The sequence below is a fragment of the Corallococcus silvisoli genome (assembly GCF_009909145.1).
GTDB lineage: Bacteria > Myxococcota > Myxococcia > Myxococcales > Myxococcaceae > Corallococcus > Corallococcus silvisoli.
In genome coordinates, this window is sequence record NZ_JAAAPJ010000026.1 from 54,243 (window position 1) to 76,792 (window position 22,550).

General features: G+C 69.8%; 17 protein-coding genes. 7 read left to right on the forward strand and 10 right to left on the reverse strand.

Translation table 11 applies throughout. From position 1 onward, the window contains the following. Positions 1-112: 112 nt before the first annotated feature. Complete coding sequence (locus GTY96_RS34610) at positions 113-2,986, reverse strand: PQQ-dependent sugar dehydrogenase (RefSeq protein ID WP_235686075.1); 2,874 nt, start codon at positions 2,984-2,986, stop codon at positions 113-115. A 489-nt stretch (positions 2,987-3,475) separates the two neighbouring features. Here GTY96_RS34610 and GTY96_RS34615 point away from each other — a divergent pair, with 489 nt between their 5' ends. The 3 genes from GTY96_RS34615 to GTY96_RS34625 are packed head-to-tail and all read left to right on the forward strand — an operon-like array spanning position 3,476 to position 6,965. Then, a complete protein-coding gene (locus GTY96_RS34615; protein WP_143908583.1) occupies positions 3,476-4,093 on the forward strand; it encodes a TetR/AcrR family transcriptional regulator in 618 nt (205 codons plus the stop codon). 4 nt (positions 4,094-4,097) lie between these two features. Further along, a complete protein-coding gene (locus tag GTY96_RS34620) occupies positions 4,098-5,729 on the forward strand; it encodes a DHA2 family efflux MFS transporter permease subunit (RefSeq protein WP_143908585.1) in 1,632 nt (543 codons plus the stop codon). Between the two features lie 3 nt (positions 5,730-5,732). After that, entirely contained in the window at positions 5,733-6,965 is a 1,233-nt protein-coding gene (locus GTY96_RS34625) for an HlyD family secretion protein (protein WP_143908587.1), read from the forward strand. 65 nt (positions 6,966-7,030) lie between these two features. Here the strand turns inward: GTY96_RS34625 and GTY96_RS34630 are convergent, their stop codons facing one another. Then, positions 7,031-7,513 (reverse strand): GNAT family N-acetyltransferase, encoded by a 483-nt coding sequence (locus GTY96_RS34630; RefSeq protein WP_143908589.1) that lies wholly within the window; start codon positions 7,511-7,513, stop codon positions 7,031-7,033. A gap of 5 nt (positions 7,514-7,518) precedes the next feature. After that, entirely contained in the window at positions 7,519-8,805 is a 1,287-nt protein-coding gene (locus tag GTY96_RS34635; protein WP_161666962.1) for an MFS transporter, read from the reverse strand. Positions 8,806-8,993: 188 nt separating this feature from the next. Between GTY96_RS34635 and GTY96_RS34640 the strand changes: the two genes are divergently transcribed. Continuing rightward, a complete protein-coding gene (locus tag GTY96_RS34640; RefSeq protein ID WP_161666963.1) occupies positions 8,994-10,559 on the forward strand; it encodes a glucan 1,4-alpha-maltotetraohydrolase domain-containing protein in 1,566 nt (521 codons plus the stop codon). 155 nt (positions 10,560-10,714) lie between these two features. Then, a complete protein-coding gene (locus GTY96_RS34645) occupies positions 10,715-11,689 on the forward strand; it encodes a hypothetical protein (RefSeq protein WP_235686076.1) in 975 nt (324 codons plus the stop codon). A gap of 92 nt (positions 11,690-11,781) precedes the next feature. Here GTY96_RS34645 and GTY96_RS34650 read toward each other — a convergent pair whose 3' ends face one another. The 3 genes from GTY96_RS34650 to GTY96_RS34660 are packed head-to-tail and all read right to left on the reverse strand — an operon-like array spanning position 11,782 to position 17,603. After that, positions 11,782-14,940, reverse strand: coding sequence for an efflux RND transporter permease subunit (locus tag GTY96_RS34650; RefSeq protein ID WP_143908597.1), 3,159 nt, complete (start codon positions 14,938-14,940; stop codon positions 11,782-11,784). Positions 14,941-14,967: 27 nt separating this feature from the next. Beyond that, the gene (locus GTY96_RS34655) at positions 14,968-16,146 is read right to left on the reverse strand and encodes an efflux RND transporter periplasmic adaptor subunit (protein WP_235686077.1); all 1,179 of its coding nucleotides are present in this window, start codon (positions 16,144-16,146) and stop codon (positions 14,968-14,970) included. A gap of 26 nt (positions 16,147-16,172) precedes the next feature. Then, positions 16,173-17,603 (reverse strand): TolC family protein, encoded by a 1,431-nt coding sequence (locus GTY96_RS34660; RefSeq protein WP_143908599.1) that lies wholly within the window; start codon positions 17,601-17,603, stop codon positions 16,173-16,175. A gap of 207 nt (positions 17,604-17,810) precedes the next feature. Between GTY96_RS34660 and GTY96_RS34665 the strand changes: the two genes are divergently transcribed. Continuing rightward, a complete protein-coding gene (locus GTY96_RS34665; RefSeq protein WP_235686079.1) occupies positions 17,811-18,197 on the forward strand; it encodes a MarR family winged helix-turn-helix transcriptional regulator in 387 nt (128 codons plus the stop codon). Positions 18,198-18,284: 87 nt separating this feature from the next. On the opposite strand, the gene GTY96_RS34670 is transcribed toward GTY96_RS34665, so the two are convergent. Next, positions 18,285-18,578, reverse strand: coding sequence for an SPFH domain-containing protein (locus GTY96_RS34670; protein WP_143908603.1), 294 nt, complete (start codon positions 18,576-18,578; stop codon positions 18,285-18,287). 237 nt (positions 18,579-18,815) lie between these two features. On the opposite strand from GTY96_RS34670, the gene GTY96_RS34675 reads away from it, so the two are divergent. Continuing rightward, entirely contained in the window at positions 18,816-19,889 is a 1,074-nt protein-coding gene (locus GTY96_RS34675) for a type IV pilus twitching motility protein PilT (RefSeq protein ID WP_143908605.1), read from the forward strand. 30 nt (positions 19,890-19,919) lie between these two features. Here the strand turns inward: GTY96_RS34675 and GTY96_RS34680 are convergent, their stop codons facing one another. The 3 genes from GTY96_RS34680 to GTY96_RS34690 are packed head-to-tail and all read right to left on the reverse strand — an operon-like array spanning position 19,920 to position 22,372. Beyond that, positions 19,920-21,551: a fumarate hydratase gene (locus GTY96_RS34680; RefSeq protein WP_161666965.1), complete on the reverse strand. Its 1,632-nt coding sequence runs from the start codon at positions 21,549-21,551 to the stop codon at positions 19,920-19,922. A gap of 42 nt (positions 21,552-21,593) precedes the next feature. Then, a complete protein-coding gene (locus GTY96_RS34685; RefSeq protein WP_255442958.1) occupies positions 21,594-22,160 on the reverse strand; it encodes a class I SAM-dependent methyltransferase in 567 nt (188 codons plus the stop codon). Between the two features lie 38 nt (positions 22,161-22,198). After that, entirely contained in the window at positions 22,199-22,372 is a 174-nt protein-coding gene (locus GTY96_RS34690) for a hypothetical protein (RefSeq protein WP_161666966.1), read from the reverse strand. Positions 22,373-22,550 lie beyond the last annotated feature (178 nt).

Sequence of the window (22,550 nt, forward strand, 5' to 3'; positions counted from 1 at the left end):
GCTGAACTGACGCCGCCCTTCGCGCGCCTCGCTTGCTCGACTCGACGCGCACATGACGCCGCGGTCGAGCCTTGAGCAGACGCAGGGGATACGCGAAGGGCGGCTCAGGTCATCAGGGGCCCGGGGGCGGGCAGGTCGCGGGCTCCAGGTAGAAGGCCTCCCACGAGCCGGCGTCGGTCGGGTTGCAGATGCCCCCGTTCCCGCCGTTGCCGCTCTGGATGGGAGCGCCGAGGGTGTTCTCCTTCCAGTTGCGCGCGGTGCCCGTCGACGACTCGAAGCCATACCGGCTGCGACCGCCGTAGAGGCCGCAGTCGTGGCGGGTGAACGACTCCGCCGTGCTGAGCGTGGCGTTCACGGTGAGCTGGTCCGCGACCACCGCCAGATACGCGCCGCTCGCTCCCTTGAGCTTGTACTTCGAGCCGCTCGTGACGAGCTCGAAGACCGCGCCACCGGTCTGCGTCGTGCCGAGGGCGGCCACCTTGCCTGTGCCGTCGACGGTGAGCCAGTTGTCGCTGCGCTCGCTCTGGATGCGGAAGCAGCCCGCGCCGCTGGTCTCGATGTGGCACGTCGCATCGCAGCCATCGCCTGACTGGGTGTTGCCATCGTCGCACTGCTCGCCGCTCTCGACGGTGCCGTTGCCGCACACGGGGCTGGTATTGCCACCCGGGCAGGCCACCGGTTCGAGATAGAAGGCCTCCCAGGCGCCGCCATCGGCCGGGTTGCAGGCGCCGCCATTGCCGCCGTCACCGCTCTGGATGGGGCCGTCCGGCGTGGTCTCCTTCCAATGGGGGGCGCTCCCTGACGAAGCCTGGAAGCCGACCCGGGTGCGCCCGCCATAGCCGCAGGGAATCCGCGTGAACGCTTCGCCCGTGGAGAAGTTGGCGCTCATCGCGAGCTGGTTCGTCACCACCGCCATGAACGCGTCGCCCGAGCCCTTGAGCTTGAACTGGGTCCCGTTGGGCACGAGCTGGAAGATCTGCCCGCCTGCCTGCGTCGCGCTGCCAGCGACGACCTTGCCCGCCCCGTCGACGGTGAGCCACTTGTCGGTGCGCTCGCTCTGGATCTGGTAGCAGCTCCCGCCCGAGGTCTCGACGAACGTGGCCGTGTAGGTGGCCGCGCTGGCCGGGGTGGTGAAGGGATGGGATTGCGCGCCGCCGTCGGACCACGAGGTGAACGCCCAGAACTTTCCGTTCGCGTACTGGGGCGACTCGACGCCCACCGAGCGGACGACGCCGACGACGCCGGTCGTGTCGTGCGGCGCGACGAAGGGCCGCCCGTCCATCAGCACCTGGAGCCCGCTCGGCACGCTGGTCACCGTGAGCGGCACCGTGACGGGGAAGACGTCGCGAGACGTCGTGTGGGTGAGGCCGACCGAGTCGCGCACCGTGAGATAGACGCGATACCAGACGTTGGCCGAACTCTCGCCGACGTTCGGGATGGGCCAGCTCCCGCTGGCGATGCCGGTGGTATCGGTCATGGCAGGGTGCGTGTGGGTGTCGTGGTGGAAGACGATGCTCCAGGTCATCGCGCTGGGGGGGAGCGCGCCGTCCTCCTGATCGCTGGCCGAGCCGGAGAACAGCAGGTGGGTGGCCGCGGTGTAGGTCGCGCCCGGGGCTGGCGTCAGGATGGTGGCCACGGGCGGCTTGTTGGACGTCACCGTGAGCACCGCCTCGGTGCTGGTGGTCGACCCAAGCCCGTTGGTCACGACCGCCCGGAAGCGTGCTCCGCTGTCGGTGAGCTGCGCGGCGCTCAGCACGTAGCTCGTGGAGGTCGCACCGGCGATGTTCACGCCGTCGCGCTGCCACTGATAGGTGAGCGGCGGCTCTCCGCTCGCCGACACGGTGAAGGTCGCCGGCGTGCCGACCGAGACCAGCGTGCTCGCCGGTTGCTGCGCGATGCTCGGCGGCAGCGACGCCGTGTAGGCGATGCGACCCACCTGACCCGTGCCGCGCGCCAGATAGTAGAGCGCGCCGTCCGGCCCGACGTCGAGGTCCACGGGCCCCGGGACGGCCGTCGCGAACAGCGAGCGCGCGCCGGAGTTCGGGTCGATGCGCGAAATCCAATTGTTGGTGTAGTCCGCGAAGAAGTACTGACCGACGTACGCGCTGGGAAACGCGGGGATCGGTGGGTTGTAGAAGGCGCCGCCGGCGATGCAGTTGCCCGCGGCCGTGCCGGCGCCATGGGGGTACGCGAAGAACGGCTGCGTGAGGCCCGGGCGATTCGTGAAGTAGCCCTCCGTCATCGGCCAGCCGTAGTTGGCGCCAGCCTGGCCGCGGTTGATCTCTTCCCAGCCGCCTTCGCCCACGTCGTTGATGAACATCGTCCCGGTGCCGGGCTGGATGTCGAAGGTGAAGGGGTTGCGCAGCCCCATCGCCCAGGTCGCCTTGGCGAGCCCGGTGGCGGTCGCGTAGAACGGATTGTCCGTGGGGATGGTGCCGTCCGGGTTGAAGCGCAGCAGCTTGCCGAGGGGCGTGTTCAGGCTCTGCGAGTTGGAGGAGACCGCGTTGTCTCCGACGGAGACATAGAGCTTCCCATCGAGACCGAAGCGAACCGCGCCGCCGTTGTGGTTGGCGGCGTCGAGCGTCGGCAGGTCGGCGAGCACCAGCTCGCTTCCGGGAACCACCCCGTTGCCGTTGGCGGTGAAGCGGCTGATTCGATTGTGAATGCTGCCGGCGATCGACGTGTAATAGACATACAGATAATGGTTGCTGGCGAAGTTGGGGTCGAACGCGACGCCCATCAACCCGCGCTCATTGTCGTTGTCCACGGCGAGCGTCAGGAACGGGGTCGCCAGGAGCTGGCCATTCGCGACGATGCGCAGCGCGCCGTTCTTCTCCGAGACGAACAGGCGCCCGTCGGGCGCGAAGGTCATGGTGGTCGGCCCCTGGAGCCCACTGACGAAGACGGAGTCGGCGAAGTTGGCGTCTTGAACGACCGCGCTCGCACGAGAGACCGCGAGCGCCGGAGGCTCCTGCGTCGGGGGCATCGAGCAGCCCACGACGAGAGACAAGACCGCGCACGCGACGATGAGCGGCTGGGGACACCCCGCTCGTACACTCGTTCTCAGCTGTGATGGCATCGTGACTTCTCCCGGTCGGACAGGCTCACGCGGGTCGTGAGCTGGATGAACGCTGCTGGTGCTGAAAGTCGTTTACGTCGAAGGAATGCTTGTCTGGAAGAGCAGATTAAGAGTGTCTGGCGGGTATGTGGTTCGACGGTGGCGAACCCGCGGCGGCCTGCGCTGTCGATGCCCTTCGAGCTGACGGCTCGCGGCTGAAGCGGGGCGATGACTTTCGCGCGTGGTGCGGTCGCGTCCGGACTCTGGCGAAAGAAATACGACCCCCCGTGGTGGAGAGCGCTGTCGTGGCACACCGGCCGTAGGGGCATGCCCCCGCCTCCCAGCCCACCCATCTCCCCTCTGGGAACCCGTCCGATTTGACTCCGGGCCGCGAAGGGTTAAATCTCCCTTCAGGAAATGAATCGAGATTCAAAAACTGAGGCGCCCGTCAAAAGGCTGCGCTCGCGCCTGAAGGAAGCCACCTCCGACGCCATCCTGTCGGCGGCCGCGGAGGTGTTCGCGCGGGACGGCCTGCACGCGGCGAAGATGGAGACCATCGCCGAGCAGGCAGGCGTGTCGGTGGGGACGCTCTACAACCACTTCACCGACCGCGCGGCGCTGCTGGACGCGCTGAGGGACCGGCGCCGGCAGGTGATGTTGGAGCGGCTGGACACCGCCCTGAAGCCCGCCGAGGGGCTGCCCGCCAGCGCGCAGCTGCGGGCCTTCGTGACGGCGGTGTTCGCCCACGTCTCCAAGCACGACGCCTTCGTGCGCGTGCTGATGCAGCTGCCGGAGGATCCGGCGCGCAAGAGCCGCATCCTGGCGGAGATGCACCGGCGGCTGGCGGTCATCCTGGACCGGGGCATCCAGTCCGGCGAGTTCCGCGCGGAGGGCCGTGCCATCTACCCGGTCCTGCTCATGGGCATGGTGCGCGGCGCGTTGGACCGCCTGCGCGAGGAAGGGACCGCGAACCCTCCGGCCGCCGCCTGGGCGGATGAAATCGTCCGCGTCTTCCTGAAGGGAATCGAGGTCTAGCGACATGGCCACATCCGTCGCATCACCGGAAGTGCTGGCGGCGGCGACGCCCAAGGCGCCCGTCAACAAGTGGCTCGTCACGCTGTCGGTGACGTTCGGCACGCTGATGGGCGCCATCGACTCGTCCATCGTCAACGTGGCGCTGCCGCAGATCCGCGGCGCGGTGGGCGCCACGGTGCAGGAGATCACCTGGGCCACCACCGGCTTCGTCATCGCCACGGTGATGGTGATGCCGCTCACCGGCTTCCTGGGCCGCATGTTCGGCCAGAAGCGCGTGTACCTGGCGTGTCTGGTGCTCTTCGTCGCGGGGTCGTTCCTGTGCGGCCTCGCGTGGAACCTGCCCACGTTGGTGCTCTTCCGCTTCCTCCAGGGACTGGGCGCGGGCGCGCTGCAACCCACCGAGCAGGCCATCCTCCGGCAGACGTTCCCGCCCAAGGAGCAGGGCACCGCGATGGCCATCTTCGGCATGGCCGTGATGGTGGGCCCGGCCATTGGCCCCACGCTGGGCGGCTACATCGTGGACAACTGGCACTGGTCCTGGATCTTCTTCATCAACGTGCCGGTGGGCATCCTGGGCTTCTTCATGGTGGCCCGCTTCGTCCAGGAGGACGAACAGCTTCGCGCCACCGCGCGCGTGGAGGCCGAGCGCCAGCGCAAGCACATGGACTGGGCCGGCATCACGCTGCTCTGCATGGGCCTCGCCGCGCTCCAGTACTTCCTGGAGGAGGGGCAGGCGGATGACTGGTTCCAGTCCCCCGTCATCGTCATCTGCGCGCTCTTCGCGGCCACGTGCCTCATCGCCTTCGTCATCCGCGAGCTGACGGCCGTGGCGCCCGCGGTGAACCTGCGCCTGTTCAAGGACCCGGTGTTCGCCTCCGGCACGATGCTGGGCGCGCTGGTGTTCGCGGTGCTCATGGCCAGCATGTTCCTCCTGCCGGTGTTCATGCAGGAGCTGCTGGGCTTCACCGCGACCCAGTCGGGGTTCGCGCTGATGCCCCGCACGCTGGTCATGATGCTGATGATGCCCATCGTCGGGCGGCTGTACGGCAAGGTGCCGGCGCGGGTCCTGGTGGGCATTGGCATCGTGTTCGCGGGCTTCGGCGCGTTCGAGATGAGCCACTTCTCGCTCGCCACCGGCTCCAGCAACATCATCAGCGCCATCGCGCTTCAGGGCGTGGGCTTCAGCCTGATGTTCGTGCCGCTCAGCGCGACGGCGCTCACCAACATCCCGCGCGAGCGGATGGCGGACGCCACGGGCCTCAACTCGCTGCTGCGCCAGATTGGCGGCTCCATGGGCCTGGCCATCTTCACCACGCTGCTGTCGCGCTACTCCGTGCAGGCCAAGGCCTCCATCGCGGCGCACCTGAACCCGGAGCGGTGGGAGGTGGCCAGCCGCATGGCCGCCACCCAGAAGGGGCTGATGCAGCACGGCCTGGATGCCGCCGGCGCCAACATGGCCAGCCTCCAGATGATGGTCGGCAACGTCACCCGGCAGGCCATGGTGCTCGCCTTCGACAAGCTGTTCGTGCTCGCGGCGCTGATGTTCGTGGTGGTGCTGCCGCTCGTCTACTTCCTCAAGGCCGCCCCTGGCGGCGGGGGCTCCCACGAGAAGCCCCACATCGACGTGGAGATCTGAACCATGGCAACGACAACGACCGCTCCCCAACTCGTCCCCGAAGCGGCGCCCGCGCCCGCGGCCGAGGCACAGGCGAAGCGCGGCAAGCGGGGCTTCCTCGTCCTGGGTGGCATCGTGGCCGGCATCCTGGTCGCCATCGGCGGCTTCAAGATCGTCACCGCCGGCCAGGAGACCACCGACGACGCGCAGGTGGAGGCGGACGTGGTGCCCCTGTCCGCGCGCGTCTCCGGCCCGGTGGTGAAGGTGGGCGTGCTGGACAACGCCACCGTGCACCAGGGCGACGTGCTCCTCCAGGTGGATCCGCGCCCCTATGAGGCGCGGGTGAAGCAGGCGGAGGCGGAGCTGGAGTCCGCGCGTGCCCAGGCTGCCGCGGCGGATGCGCAGGCCACGGTGGCGGCGGCCGGCGCCAAGGGCGGCTTGTCCAGCGCCAAGGCGCAGGTGTCCACCAGCACGTCGGCGGTGAGCGGCGCGCAGGCGCAGGTGGCGGCGGCCCGCGCGGCGCTGACCCGCGCGGAGTCCCAGGCCCGCAAGGCGACGCTGGACCTGGAGCGGGCGCAGAGCCTGCGCGCGCAGAACGTGGTGGCGCAGAGCGCGCTGGATGACGCGCAGACCGGCAACGAGACGGCGCAGGCCGCGCTGGAAGGCGCCCGCGCGCAGCTCGCCCTGGCGGAAGAGGGTCGGCGCACCGCGGAGAGCAAGGTGGCGGAGGCGAAGGGCCAGCTGGACGTGAGCGCCCCCATCGACGAGAAGATCGCCGCGGCCCAGGCCAACGCGTCGCTGGCGCACGCCCGGGTGAAGGGCGCGGAGGCCGCGCTCGACCAGGCGAAGCTCCAGCTGGAGGACACGCGCATCGTCGCCCCGGCGGACGGCCAGGTGTCCAAGCTGTCCGTGCACGCGGGCCAGCTGCTGTCCCCCGGTCAGGCCGTGGCGGAGCTGGTGCCGCTCACCACCTACGTGGTGGCCAACTTCAAGGAGACGCAGGTGGGCCACATGCGGCCCGGCCAGCGCGTGGAGGTGTCGCTGGACGCCTTCTCCGGAGAGAAGCTGGAGGGCGAGGTGGAGAGCCTCTCCGGAGGCACCGGCTCCCGCTTCTCCCTGCTGCCGCCCGACAACGCGTCCGGCAACTTCGTGAAGGTCGTGCAGCGCGTGCCCGTGCGCATCCGGTGGGTGCACCCGCCCGAGGGCCTGACCCTGCGCGCCGGCCTCTCCGCCGACGTCACGGTGCACACGAAGTAGTCCGCCGGAGGGCTCGACCCCCAGGCGCCGCGGCTCCCCAGGGGCCGCGGCGCTTTTTCATGCCCTCACAGCTCGAGGGCCATCTCCACGTCCGCGCGCGAATAGCCCGTCTCCCGGACCAGCTCCGGGCCGCTGCGCGTGGTGACGAAGCCGTGCTTGCGGTACAGGCCCAGGGCGGGCCCGAGCGCGCTGTTCGTCACCAGGTACAGCCGCTTCACGCCCCGCTGGCGGGCCCAGTCCAGCGCGGCCCGCATCAGCGCGTCCCCCAGGTTGCGGCCCCGCGCCTCGGGCGCCACCGCCATCTTGCACAGCTCGAAGGTGTCCGCGTCCTCGCGCCGCAGCGCGCACGTGCCCAGCACCGCTCCCTCCACGAGCGCGAAGAGGACCTCGCCGCCCGGGGCCACGAACACGCCGTGCGGATCCGCCAGCGAGGTCGCGTCCGAGCCCTCGATGTGGAAGTCCTGTTCAATCCACTGCCGGTTGAGCCGCTCGAAGTCCGCGCGGAGCTCCGGCCGGTAGGGGACGACTTGGACGGGGGAGGGGGCCATGGCGCTCACGCGGGGGAGGGGGCCGCCGCGGGCTTCTTGCGCAGGAAGAGCACGAAGATGAGCGCGACGATGGAGATGCCCATGACGGTGATGAGGCCGTCCGCCGCGATGGTGGCCCGCGTGCCGATGCCGCGGAACTCCGACGCGTGGCCGTCCAGCGCGGTGGTGTAGCTGATGGCGAAGTTGGAGGCCGCGACGAAGAGCGAGTACTTCGTCGTCACCGCCGCGCCCTCGCTCACCATCTCCAGCACCATGCCGGCGAAGGCCGCGAAGCCCGCGCCGTTCGCCAGGCTGTACGCGAGCGAGCCCCAGATGTACGTGGTGGTCGTCATCGGGCCCGCGGCCATCGCGAAGGCGCACAGCGCCGTGGCGCCGCCCATCAGCGCGTACGCGAGCTTGCGGTTCATCCGGTCCGACAGCCAGCCGCCCACCAGCGACCCCAGCGCTCCGGTGATGCCCATGCCCAGGCCGTTCACCAGCTCCACCGTGTGCTCCGGTACCTGGTACGCGCCCGCCATCGCGCTGAAGAGGTTGGTGAGCGCGCCGCAGCTCACCGGCGCCAGGCACAGGATGAGCATGATGAGCCCGTCGCGGCTGAAGGCCGTCTTCGCCAGGTCCACCACGATGCTCTTCACCCGCTCCAGCGCCGCCCGGAACAGCGGCCCGGAGGGGATGGCGGACGGGTCGTTGCGCTCGGTGATCCAGAAGATGCCCGCGCCGCTCGCCAGCACCAGCGTGGCCAGCACGATGCCCGCGACCTGCCGGGAGAACTGGCTCGCCAGGAAGATGGCCAGCGCGCCCAGCAGGCTCGTGGAGCCCACGTTGCCCGCCATCTGCCAGCCGCCCGTGCGCCCCTTGTCGGACGGCTTGGACGTCGTGGCCATCAACGCGTTGAGCGCCGCGTGCGCCGTCGTCGCCGACGCCTGCAGCCCGGTGAGCATCAGCGTGAGGACGCCCAGGTGCTGCGCGGGCTCCGGCAACAGCGCGCACGCCAACAGGAGCAGCGCGGTGAGCAGCGTGCTCACGCCGTACCAGACCCGCCGCCACGGCCCCAGGTCGATGAGCGGCACCCACAGCAGCTTCCACGCGTGGGGCGAGAACGCGGTGCCCGACAGCACGCCAATCTCCGCCAGCGGCATGCCGTCCTTCGCCAGCCAGTACGGCACCGCCGTCTGCAGGTAGCCCACGGCGGCGCCGAACTGCACCTCCAGCAAGCCGAACAACGGGGGCCAGGACCAACGCTCTTCGGCGGCGGGGACCGGGGCCGGAAGGGCGGTCTCTTGTTCAATCAAGGTCGACACCTGCGGGGTGGGGGGATGGCGGAGGGGGATTCTAGACACCTCCCGCCTCCTGCACAGCGCGACGCGACGCGCCAAGAGGGCGGGCGCCCGCAGGGCCCGTGGCTCGAACGGGGAGTCCTGGTTCATAAGGGAAGCCAGGATTAGCTTGCCCGGGCTTCCTCCCCAACCCCGAGGTCCCGATGACGTTGAAGACCCGCCTGCTGGTCGCCTCCGCGGCCGGCCTGTTCGCCGCCACGCCCGCCATGGCCAAGCCGCTGGATGGCGCCAGCACCGATGTGATGATCCAGGGCTTCCACTGGAACTCCGCCAGCGCGGGCGGGTGGTGGAACACGGTGAAGAACAACGCGGCCACGCTGAAGGCCGCGGGCTTCACGATGGTGTGGCTGCCGCCGCCGTCCGACGCGGCGTCCATCCAGGGCTACCTGCCCCGGCAGCTCAACGTGCTCAACTCCAGCTATGGCACGGAGGCGGAGCTGGCCGCCGCGCTGGCCGCGCTCAACGCGCAGGGCGTCAAGCCCATCGCGGACATCGTGGTGAACCACCGCGTGGGCACCGCCAACTGGGCGGACTTCACCAACCCCACCTGGCCGGGCTGCAACGCGGTGGTCCAGGGCGACGAGTGGACCAGCGCCTGCGGCAACGCAGACAGCGGCGAGGGCTACGCGGCGGCGCGCGACCTGGACCACTCGCAGGCGTTCGTGCGCGCGGACCTGAAGACGTGGATGAACAGCCGCCTGAAGGGCGTGGGCTTCGCGGGCTGGCGGTTCGACTTCGTGAAGGGCTTCGCGGGCGGGTACGTGAAGGAGTACGTGACGGACACCGCGCCGTGGTTCTGCGTCGGTGAGTACTGGCCCACCAACTCCTTCGACGCGAACAACCCCAACGACTGGAAGCAGCAGATCGTCAACTGGGTGGACGCCACCACCGGCACCTGCGCCGTGTTCGACTTCGCCACCAAGGGCCTGCTCAACGACGCGCTCACCAACAACAACTACGCGCGCCTGAAGGCCTCCGACGGCAAGCCCGCGGGCGTCATGGGCTGGTGGGCCAGCCGCTCCGTCACCTTCGTGGACAACCACGACACCGGCCCCAGCGAGTCCTGCGGCAACGGGCAGAACCACTGGCCGGTGCCGTGCGCCAAGGTGATGCAGGGCTACGCCTACATCCTGACCCACCCGGGCATCCCCACCGTCTACTGGCCGCACTACTTCAACTGGGGCCTGGGGGACGCCATCAAGACCCTCATCGGCATCCGCAAGAGCGCGGGCCTCACCTCCGAGTCCACCGTCAGCATCCAGCGCGCGGAGAGCGGCCTGTACGCGGCCATCATCGGCGGCAAGGTGGCGATGAAGATCGGCGCCACCGCCTGGAGCCCCGGCACCGGCTGGACCCTGGCCGCCTCCGGCACCGACTACGCCGTCTGGACCACCGGCACCACGCCGCCCCCCACCACCGCCAACGTGGAGTTCGTCTGCAACAACGGCACGACCGTGCTCGGCCAGAACGTCTACGTCACCGGCAGCATCGCGGAGCTCTCCAACTGGAGCCCCACCACCCCCAACATCCTCAGCCCCACCGCGTACCCCACCTGGCGCGGCACCTTCGCCCTGCCCGCGAACACCGCCCTCCAGTGGAAGTGCCTGAAGCGCGACGGCAGCGGCAACGTCGTCTGGCAGGGCGGCGCCAACAACACCGTCACCACGCCCGCCGCGGGCGGCAGCATCACCGCCACCGCCACCTTCTAAGACGGCGAGACAGGCGCCCCGGTTGCACGGCTTGCACGGGGCGCCTGTGTTTCACCTGTTACTTGAGTTTCAGTCTTCAAGCTGTCACAGGGGCCGTCTAACCCGGGGCGGCACCCCCGCCCTCCTGACCGAAGGCGGAAGCGATGAAGCGTGGAATGGCTGTGCGGAGCGCGGTGCTGTGGATGTCCGCGGTGGGCCTGCTGGGCGCGTGTGGCGAGGGCCTCGCGCCGGTGGGCGATGAGGCGATGGCGACGGCGAGGCAGTCGCTGGTGTCGCCCCCGCCCACGCCGCTGGGTGGCTTCACCAGCTACCTGCGCACCCTGACGGTGGGGGGCGCCGTGCAGTCGAACACGGGGACGCTGCCCGACTACGAGGGCTACAAGCTCACCGTCGCGGCGCACACGCAGGTGGCGCTGGAGGTGACGCACCTGGGCACCGGCATGGGCGTGGACACCGGCCTGTTCGTGTACGGGCCCAAGGACGCGAGCGGCAGCTACGGCACGCGCGTGCTCTTCCAGGACGACGACTCCGGCTACGGCGAGCTGAGCAAGATCGCGCTCGCCACGTTCGATGACGCGGGCGAGTACCTGGTGGTGGTGGGCTGGAGCAACGGGCTGGGCAAGCAGTACCGCCTCCAGGCGTCCTGCGCGGGCGGCGCGTGCGTGTCCAGCCCCCCGGCCGCCCCGGCGGGCGCCCCGGTGACGCTGGCGCAGTTCCCCACGGAGCCCAGCCTCCAGGCGCAGCTGGCCACGGCCAACGCGTACCGCGAGGACATGTGGTCCTACCTGGACCGGTACGACTTCGCGTGGTCGTACTCCACGCCCGCGACGCTGGACGCGGCCGCCGCGGCGGTGCTGGCCAAGAGCGAGTACAAGGGCTACCGCTCCGACGCCGCGCCCGTCACCTCCACCTACGCGGCCTTCCAGTCGCGGATGTACCTGCAGTACCAGTCGCTGCACCCGGCCATCCTGGCGGCCTACGGCGACAGCGGTGAGAACGTGCAGGTGAAGAGCTACTCGCGTCAGTTCAGCACCGGCCCCAACGGCGACAACTGGCGCACGCTCAACATCATCCTCTTCCCCAGCTCCTTCCACGTCATCGTGTACGAGCAGACCGCGCACGAAATCTGACGCGCGCCGCGGAGCCCGGAAACACCACCGCCCTCCTCTTCGCGGGCCGGAAGGGGAGGGCGGTGTGTTTTTTCCAGGGGGCTCGCCTCAGCTCACGGTGAGTGGGCGGGGGCGGGCTCGTGGGGCGTGGGCGTCTCTTCGTCACCGCTGGCGCGCGTCGCGTTGCCGCGCACCTTCTGCATGAGGACGTAGAGGCCGGGGATGAAGATGAGGTTGACGACGGTGGACACCAGCATGCCGCCGAACACCGCGGTGCCCAGCGAGTTGCGCGCCGCCGCGCCCGCGCCGGACGCCGTCATCAGCGGCACGACGCCCAGGAGGAACGCGATGGACGTCATCAGGATGGGGCGCAGGCGCACTTCCGCCGCCGTCACCACCGCCTCCAGGGCGCTCTTGCCCTGCTCACGCAGCTGCTCCGCGAACTCCACGATGAGGATGGCGTTCTTGGAGGACAGGCCCACCAGCATCACCAGGCCCACCTGGCAGAACACGTCGTTGGCGTAGCCGCGCGCCACCTGCAAGCCGAGCGCGCCCATGATGGCCAGCGGCACGGACAGGATGATGACGAACGGGAGGCTGAAGCTCTCGTACTGCGCCGCCAGCACCAGGAACACGAAGAGGATGCCCAGGGCGAAGATGATCATCGTCTGCCCGCCGGACTCCTTCTGCTCCAGGCTGATGCCCGTCCATTCGGAGGCCATGCCCTGGGGCATCGCCTGCTGGGCCACCTGCTCCATGGCCTCCAGCGCCTGTCCGGACGACACGCCGGGGGCGCCCTGGCCGTTGATCTCCACGGAGCGGAACAGGTTGTAGTGCTTGATGACCTGCGCGGAGACGATGGGCGTCACCTTCACCAGCGACTCCAGCGGGATCATGTCCCCGGTGTCCGTGCGCGCGTAGAACGAGCCGATGTCCTGGGGGCTGTCGCGGAACTGCTGCTCGGCCTGGACGTACACGCGGTAGGTGCGGCTGGCGTAGTTGAAGTCGTTGACGTACTGGCTGCCCATGTAGAGCTGCATCACGCCGAAGATCTGCTCGATGGGCACGCCCAGCGCCTTGGCCTTCTGGCGGTCCACCTCCACGTCCAGGATGGGTGTGTTGGCGTTGAACGGGGTGAAGACGCCGCGCAGCCGCCCCTCCTCGTTGCCCTTCTGCACCATCTCCTGCGTGGCGTTGGCCAGGTCCTCCAGCGAGTGGGTGCCGGCGATGTCCTCCACGATGAACTGGAAGCCGCCCACGCTGCCCACGCCGCGGATGGCCGGGGGCTGGAAGGGGATGACGCGCGCGCTGCCAATCTTGCCCAGCGGGCCGCGAAGCCGCTCCACCAGCGCGGCCACGCTCTGGCCCTTGCCCTTGCGCTCCTCCCACGGCTTCAGCGCCGTGAAGACGGTGGCGTAGTTGGACCCGTTGCCGTTGGGAGAGAAGCCACCGATGGCGAACATCACGTTCACCTCCGGCTGGGCCTTGAGCACGGCCTCCGTCTCCTGGAGCACCTTCTCCGTCTGGGCCAGCGACATGCCCTCGGGCCCCTGCACGGAGATGATGACGTAGCCCTGGTCCTCGTCCGGGATGAAGCCCGTGGGCGCCGCGCGGAAGAGCATCACCGTGGCGCCGATGCAGGCGAGGAACGCCACCAGCACCACCACCGGGTGGTTGAGCAGCTTGCGCAGCCCCTTGCCGTAGACGTCGCGCGTCCAGTCCAGCGCTTGGTCCACCTTGCGGAAGAAGATCCACTTGGTGCCGTGGTGGTGCTTGAGCAGCCGGGCGGACAGGGCGGGCGTCAGCGTCAGCGCGCAGAAGGTGGACAGGGCCACCGACGCGGCGATGGTGAGCGCGAACTGCCGGTAGATGGAGCCCGTGGTGCCAGGGAAGAGCGCCACCGGGACGAACACCGCCACCAGCACCACGGAGATGGCCACCACCGCGCCGGCCACCTCCTTCATGCCTTCCCGCGCCGCCTGGAGCGGGGTGAGGCCCCGCTCCGCCATCAGGCGTTCGATGTTCTCGATGACCACGATGGCGTCGTCCACCACGAGGCCCGTGGCCAGGGTCAGGCCGAACAGGGTGAGCGTGTTGATGGAGAAGCCCATCAGGTAGACGAACGCGAACGTGCCCACCAGCGACACCGGCAGGGTGAGCGCGGTGATGAGGACGCTTCGCCACCCGTGCAGGAACAGGAAGATGACCAGGATGACGAGCGCGATGGCCTCGATGAGGGTGTGGATCACCTCGTTGACGGAGGCGCGCACCGCGAGCGTGGTGTCCGTGCCGGTGCGGTATTCCAGGCCCGGCGGGAACGCCAGCGACAGGCGGTCCAGCTCCTTGATGACGCCGTCGCGCACGTCCAGCGCGTTGGCCGTGGGCAGCTGGAAGATGGCCAGACCCACGCCGGTGCGGCCGTTGAAGCGCAGCAGGGTGCCGTAGTTCTCCGCGCCCAGCTCCACGCGGCCCACGTCCTTCACCGTGACGGCGCGGCCGTCGTTGTTGCGCATGAGGACGATGTCGCCGAACTCCTCCGGCTCCACCAGGCGGCCCCGGGCGCGCACGGCGATCTGATAGGGCTGCTCGTCGCTGGAGGGCGGCTGGCCCACCTGGCCCGCGGCCACCTGGAGGTTCTGCTCCTGGAGCGCGCGCACCACGTCCTGCGGCGTCATCCCGCGCCGGGCCAGCTGCGAGGGGTCCAACCACAGGCGCATGGAGAACTTGCGCTCACCGAAGATGCGCACCTCGCCCACGCCGCGCACGCGCTTGATGGCGTCCTTGAGGTTCACGTCCGCGTAGTTGGAGAGGAACTTCGCGTCGTAGCGGTTGTCCGAGCTGGAGAGGCCCACCGTCAGCAGCATCTGGCTGGAGGCCTTGTTGACCACGATGCCCGTCTGGTTCACCTGCGCGGGCAGGCGGGCGGCGGCGCGGCTGACGCGGTTCTGCACGTCCACCGCCGCCACCTCGATGTTGCGCGTGGGGGCGAAGGTGACGGTGATGGTGCTGGTGCCGTCGTTGCTGCTGGTGGAGGTGATGTAGCGCATGTCCTCCACGCCGTTGAGCTCCTGCTCCAACGGGATGGTGACGGCGGACTCCACCACCTCGGCGCTCGCGCCGACGTAGGTGCTGGTGACGGTCACCTGGGGCGGCGCCAGGTCCGGATACTGCGCGATGGGCAGCGTCGGAATGGCGATGACGCCCACCAGCGTCAGGATGATGGAGCAGACGATGGCGAAGACAGGCCTGCGGATGAAGAAGTCGACGAACACGGTGTGGCGCCTCTCTGGAATCGCCTGCTAGCGGCTGCCGCCGGTGACGCCGCCGGTCGCGCCCCGGGGCGCCTGGGCGCTGGGGGGCACGTCGTCGGCGCTGGCGGTACCCGGCGCCTGGGGGGCTTCGTTGTTCAGGGTGACCTGCTTGGGGATGACGGCCATGCCGTCGCGCAGCATGTGCAGCGACGACACCGCGACGAGGTCGCCCTGCTTCAGGCCGCCCTCCACCACGTAGGACATGTCGCCCAGCGCGCCCAGGGCCACCGGGCGGCGCTCCACCTGCGTCTTGCCCTCCTTCGTCTCCACCACCATCGCGAAGGGCTGCCCGCTCTGGCGCACCACCGCGAGCGCGGGAATCTGGAGCGCGTCGCGGGTGGAGTACACCAGCCGCGCCCGCAGCAGCTCGCTGGGGCGCAGGCCCACGGTGTTGCGGAAGGCGGCCTTCACCTCCACCAGCTGCGTGCGCGGATCCGTCTGCGGCGACACGTAGAAGACGGTGCTGGAGAGGATGACCCGGCCCTGTTGATCCAACAGCTCCAACTGGGTGTCCGGCTTGAGCGACCGGGCCCGGAAGGCCGGCACCGACACGCTGACCTCCAGCGCGTCCGCCTGGGCCACCGACGTGAGCGTCGTGGTGGCGCCCACGAAGTCACCCACGCGCACCAGCACGTCGCCCATGGTGCCCGCGAACGGCGCGCGCACCACGTGGTACTGCAGCTGCACCTGCCGCTGGGCCACCGCCGCGCCCGCCGCGCGCGACGCCGCCTCCGCGGCCTTCACCGCCGCCTGGGCGCGCTCCAGCTCCTGCACGCTCGCCAGTCCCTCGCGGTTGAGGGACTCCGTGCGCGACAGCGTGCGCCGCGCCAGCTCCAGCTCCACCGTGGAGGAGCTCTGCTGGGCCTGGGCGCTGTCCAGCGCCGCCGTCTCCACGCGCGCGTCCACCTCCAGGAGCGGCGCGCCCGCCTCCACCTTCTGGCCCGGCTTCACCAGGATCTTCCGCACGTACCCGTTCACCTGCGGCAGCACCGACACGCTCTGCCGGGACAGGAGCGAGCCCAGGTACTCCCCGGTGTCCCGCACCTCGTGCGGCGCCAGCGCCACCACCTGCACCTCGCGCGGCGGCGGGGCGGCCTTCGCCTCCGGCTTCCCAGAGCACGCGGCCGCGCCGGCCACCAGGGCCGCGCCAAACAGCGTCTTCGTCATCAGCGCCTTCAGGGGGCGTACCCTCGTCACAAGTCGCACCGGGCCTCCGTCAGGAACGCGTCCAGGCGGGCCTGGACGAGCTCGAATTCCCTCAAAACCAACGCGAGCTGGGCCTGCCGGAGCGCGGCTCCGCTCTGCACCAGGTCCAAGCTGCCACCTCGTCCCACCTCGAACGCCCGCCGCGTCAACCGATCCGTCCGGTCCGCGAGCTCCAGGGACTCCGCCGCGGTCTTCAACAGCGCCTCGGCCACTTCCACTCCACGCCGGGCGCGGGAAATCTCCACGCTGACATTCCGGCGGGTGGCCTCCAGTGACTGGGCCGCCTGCTGCTCCACGCCCTCGCGCTCGCGCACGAGGCCGCCGCGGCTCCCACCCTCCCACAGGGGAACGGACAGCACCGCGGACACGTTCCAGGTGGCGAAGCGTCCGAAGCCGGGGTCGGTGGTGAACCCGAAGAGGGTGCTGCTCAGGCCCAGCGTGGGCAGGTAGCCCGCGGACGCCTGTCGCCGGCTCTCCCGGGCCGCGTCCACGTTGGCCCTCAAGGCGACCAGGTCCGAGCGCGCGCCCGGGTCCTGCAACGGGGTGCATTCCCGGTGGGTCTGGTCCACCAGGCCCCCCAGGTTGAACTCCGGGTTGACGCCCACGGCGTGGTCCTCGCCCAGCGACAGGCCCAGCGACTCGCGCGTGCGGCGCAGCTGCTCGTCCCCGGCCACCAGCGACTGCCGGGCCACCGCCACGTCCTGTCCCACCCGCACCACGTCCAGCTGCGTGCCGGCGCCCAGCTCGAACGAGCGCTGGGCCAGGGCGTAGCGCTCCAGGGCCTGGCGCAGGCCCACGCGGTTGATCTCCGCGGCGCGCTCGGCGGCCACCGTGGCCACCAGCACCTGCGCCAGCCCCTGGGTGAGGCGGCGCTGCACGTCCTGGAGGCCGGCCACCGACGCGGACTCCGACGCCTTCGCCGACGACAGGCCCCGCCAGGAGCTCACGTCCACCAGCGTCTGGGTGAGCGACGCGGACAGCGTGCCCAGGGGGGCGCTGGGCACCTTCGCGCCGGTGCCCGTGTTGGAGCCGCCCACGAAGCCGCCGCCCGCGGCGGAGGGCACGTCCGGGTGGAGCACATCCACGCCCAGGCCCGCGGTGGCCCGCGCGTTGGGCAGCAGCAGCCCCAGGGACTGCCGCCACCGTCCCTGGGCCCGCGTCACGCCGGCCTCCGCGGTCCGCAGGTCCGTGGACTGCTGGCGCACCCGGGTGAGCGCCTCATCCCACGTCTTCACCTGCTCCTGCGCGGGTGGGACGGGGGTGAGCATGGGGTCGTCCACCTTCGGCTGGAAGGGGACGGGGGGAAGAGGAGTGGCGGCCGCGGCGGACTCCGCTTGCTGCGGAGCCGCGGGCGTCGCGGGCTGGGACTGCGGCGCGGCGGCGAGGACAAGGACGAGGAGGGCGCTGGGGGAGGCCATACTCTGGAGCGGCAGGGCTTTCTGGCAGGAGCGTGTGGTAGACCCCACCCACCGGTCCCTGCTTGCGGTCAAGATGTAATTGACAACCGTTGTTGAATGCAATCATCTCTTACGCCCATGACCCTTGCTGAGCAAGTGGCATCAACGCGACGCGCAGTGGTCCGCCTCCTCACCCAGAAAGTTGGTGAGCAAACGGATCGTCCGCTCATGCAACTGCTCGTGCTGAAGTACATCGGCGTCCTGGGCATCCACAGCCAGGCGGTCATCGCGGAGCGGCTGCTCACCGACGCCCCCGCGGTGAGCCGGCTGGTGGATCGCCTGGAAGAGGATGGGCTGGTGGAGCGCCGCGCGGGGGAGAACCGCCGCTGCGTGCGGCTGGAGATCACCGAGGCGGGCCGCAAGGAGTACGAGGCCCTGCGGCACGCGGGCGAATGGGTGGACAGCGAGGCGCGCGAGCTGCTGGCGCCCTCCGAATTCGAGGAGCTGTCGCGCCTGCTGGAGAAGCTGCAGACGGGGCTCTTCCAGCGGCTCGCCGCGCCCGCGCGCAAGGACGAACCCGCGTGGCGCCCCGTCCCCCCCAACGACGACGGGTGACGACGGGAGGTGGAGGACGGGACCCTGTCCCGCCCACCACCACCCCGCCGCCACCCGTGGCCCGTGCCCGGGGGGATGGGACGAGGGCTAGCGCTGTCGGGGAATGGTGCGGGCCACGTGCAGGGCCCACGCCTCCGCCGAGTCCAGCTCCGCGCGGGCTTCCGCGAAGCGGTCCTTCGCGGCGTCGCTGCAGTCATTGGCGAAGATGGCGTCGTGCAGCTCCTTCTGCGCTCGCGTCAGCCGCAGGCTGGTCTGCAACCACAGCCGGGCCGCCATGCGCGGCGTGATCACCACCTGGGTGGGATCCCAGACCTCCAACGTGGCGTAGTCAGCGGAAGACAGCTCTTCGGCGTGGGGCGCCTGCTCGGTTCGTGCGTTCATGCCCGGATGTTCGCCATGGATTCCGGGCAGGGCATCCCGGCCCTCCGGGCAGGAAGACAGCCACTGGTGAGCAGTCGAGGACAGTTCCATCATCCCCTTGGGTACGTAGATTCCATGGTTTGCGGGAAGATTCAATACAGTGAGGATGGGGAAATGCTTCCCACACTGCAATCATGGAGGGATTTCGCGTCCTTCTCCTAGAATCCTCCGCTCCATTCGTGACGTGAGAGGGATTCCCTGGACCTGAACACCCTGAACAAGCTGCTGACCGTCGGCGTCCAGAACGGGGCTTCGGACATCCATTTCCGGCCGGGTGACCCGCCCATCTACCGGGTGAACGGGGTGCTGCGGCCGTTGAAGATGGAAAAGCTGCAGGCGGATCACACCAAGCAGGTGGCCCTGCACGTGATGAATGATCCGCTGATGAAGGCGCAGGTGGACAGCGTGCAGGAGTGCGACTCGTCCTACAGCCTGCCGGGCGTGGCGCGTTTCCGGGTGAACATCTACCGGCAGCGCGGCTCGCTGGCGTGCATCCTGCGCATCATCCCGGATGAGATTCCCAGCATCGATGGGCTGGGATTGCCGCAGGTGCTCAAGACCATCGCGGGCAACGAGCGGGGGTTGGTGTTGGTGACGGGCGCGACGGGCTCCGGCAAGAGCTCCACGCTGGCGTCGATGATCAACCACATCAACCACACGGAGAGCCTGCACATCCTCACCATCGAGGACCCCATCGAGTTCATCTACAAGAACGTGAAGTCCTCCATCTCCCAGCGGGAGATTGGCCCGGACACGCAGAACTTCGCCATCGCGCTGCGCGCGGCGCTGCGCCAGGACCCGGACGTCATCCTGGTGGGAGAGATGCGCGACACGGAGACCATCGACATCGCGCTGAAGGCGTCGGAGACGGGGCACCTGGTGCTGTCCACGGTGCACACCACGGACGCGTCGCGCACCATCAACCGCCTGGTGTCGGTGTTCCCCGCGGAGGAGCAGACCATGGTGCGCATGCGCCTGGCGGACTGCCTCAAGGCGACCGTGTCCCAGCGCCTGCTGCCGCGCGCGACGGGCAAGGGGCGCACCGTGGCGCTGGAGATCATGGTGCAGACGAAGACGGTGGAGCAGTACATCCGGGATGACCGCGCCGCGGAGCTGAAGGACGTCATCGAGAAGGGCCGCGACATGTTCGGCATGCAGTCCTTCGATCAGCACCTGACGCAGCTGTACCGCAACGGCGACATCACGCTGGAGACGGCGCAGAGCGCGGCCTCCAACCCGGCGGACTTCCAGCGCGCGCTCGAGTTCGACTGAGCGGCGCGCCGGAAGCGGGCCGGTGGGGCGCTACTTCTTCGCGGACGGCTTGTTGATGTTCGCGAAGAAGTCGTTGCCCTTGTCGTCCACGACGATGAAGGCGGGGAAGTCCACCACGTCGATCTTCCAGACGGCCTCCATGCCCAGCTCGGCGTACTCCAGGACCTCCACCTTCTTGATGCAGTCCTGGGCGAGCCGTGCCGCGGGGCCGCCGATGGAGCCCAGGTAGAAGCCGCCGTGCTTCTTGCACGCCTCCGTGACGGCGGGGGAGCGGTTGCCCTTGGCGAGCATCACGAAGCTGCCGCCCTCCGCCTGGAATTGATCCACGTACGCGTCCATGCGGCCCGCGGTGGTGGGGCCGAAGGAGCCGGACGCGTAGCCCTCCGGCGTCTTCGCCGGGCCCGCGTAGTAGACCATGTGGTCCTTGAGGTACTGGGGCATGCCCTCGCCCTTGTCCAGGCGCTCCTTGATCTTCGCGTGCGCGATGTCGCGCGCCACCACCAGCGACCCCGACAGCGACAGGCGCGTCTTGATGGGGTAGCGGGACAGCTCCGCGCGCAGGTCGCTCATGGGGCGGTTGAGGTCCAGCTTCACCACGTCGCCGGACAGGTCCGTGTCCGTCGTCTCCGGCAGGTACTTCGCGGGGTCCGTCTCCAGCGCCTCCAGGAAGACGCCGTCGCGGGTGATCTTCCCCAGCGCCTGGCGGTCCGCGGAGCAGGAGACGGCGATGGCCACCGGGCACGAGGCGCCGTGGCGCGGCAGGCGGATGACGCGCACGTCGTGGCAGAAGTACTTGCCGCCGAACTGCGCGCCAATGCCGGTGCGCTGGGTGAGCTTGAGCACCTCCTGCTCCAGATCCACGTCGCGGAAGCCCCGGCCCAGCGCGTTGCCAGAGGTGGGCAGCGTGTCCAGGTAGCGCGCGGAGGCGTACTTCGCCGTCTTCAACGCGAACTCCGCGGACGTGCCGCCCACCACGATGGCCAGGTGGTACGGCGGGCACGCGGCGGTGCCCAGCGCGCGGATCTTCGTCTCCAGGAACGCCAGCAGGCTCTGCGGGTTGAGGACCGCCTTGGTCTCCTGGAAGAGGTAGCTCTTGTTCGCGGAGCCGCCCCCCTTGGCCATGAAGAGGAACTTGTAGGCGTCGCCGTCGGTCGCGTAGAGCTCGATCTGCGCGGGCAGGTTGTTGCCCGTGTTGACCTCCTTGTACATGTCCAGCGGCGCCATCTGCGAGTAGCGCAGGTTGGAGGTCAGGTACGTGTCGAACACGCCCCGGGAGATGGCCGCCTCGTCGCCGCCCTGCGTGAGGACGTACTGGCCCTTCTTGCCCATCACGATGGCGGTGCCGGTGTCCTGGCAGGAGGGCAGCACGCCGCCCGCGGCGATGTTGGCGTTCTTGAGCAGCTCCAGCGCCACGAACCGGTCGTTGGCGGACGCCTCCGGGTCCTGGAGGATGAGGGACAGCTGCTTCAGGTGCCCGGGCCGCAAGAGGTGGGAGATGTCCCGCATGGCCTCGCGGGTGAGCAGCGAGAGCGCCTCCGGTTCCACCTGGAGGAAGGACCGGCCGCCGGCCTCGAACGTGGAGACGTGCTCCTTCGTGAGCAGCCGGTAGGGCGTCTCGTCCTTGCCAAGCGGCAGCATGTCCTGGAACTGGAAGTCACTCATCGCGGGCGGATCTCTTGAAGAAGGGGGGGACGGCGGGGAACTCTAACCAGGAGGCGCGCGGGGCGGCACTTCGTAGAGGTAGACGGGCGTGCGGTACAGGTCCGTCAGCCGCACGCTGCGCGCGGGTGGCCACCCCCGGAGTCCGAAGGTGTGGCTCAGGATGCGTGCCCCGGGGGGCAGCTCGGCCGAAAAGCGGGGCGCCAGGCGGGCCATGATGCCCGGCGACAGGTAGCAGACGACGCAGCTTGCGTCCTGGAAGGACGCGCCGAAGAAGTCCCCGCGGCGCAGCGTCAGGTTGGCGCGAGGGAACAGGCGCTGGCGCAGCCGGCTGAAGAGCCAGGGCAGCCAGGACAGCTCGTAGGCGACGACGCGAGCCTGGGGGCAGTGGTCCGCCAGGGCGAAGGCCACGTCCCCCCAGCCCGAGCCCAGGTCCAGCACCGTGCCCTGGGTGTCGCCGGGCAGCATGGCGAGCAGCGCCCGCCGCACCCGGGGCGAGCTGGGCATGGGCGGCGCGCCGGTGCGCAGCGTGGAGACGACGATGGACAGCACCCCCGCGAGGAGCACCGCCCAGAGCAGCAGGAGGAGGAGGGGGCCTGTCGCGCTCGCCACGGCGCGCATCATCGCGCGGGGGCGCCCGGCGGGGGGACCTACTTTCGCGGGTGGTGCCCCGCGTCCATGCGCACCACCCGGGGCGGCGCGGGCTCAGCGGTCGTGGCGGCGCGGACGGGCTCGGGCTCGGTGTCCTCGAAGAGGGCGCGGCCCAACACGAAGCAGAGCGCCACCCCCACGCACAGTGCCACCACGTTCCAGTAGTACCCCATGGGCATCCGGCTGAAGCACGGACCGTACCAACCAGGTCGCCTGCTCTGGGGGTTGGGGTGCGTGGACCCCATTGTGTCCCCAGGCGCTACAACGCGAGGCAACGGCGTGGCCCCCCAGGCAACAGGGCTTCACTGGGAGTTGACCCGGTGGCGGGCCGGGACTTCACGCCGGGCGCGG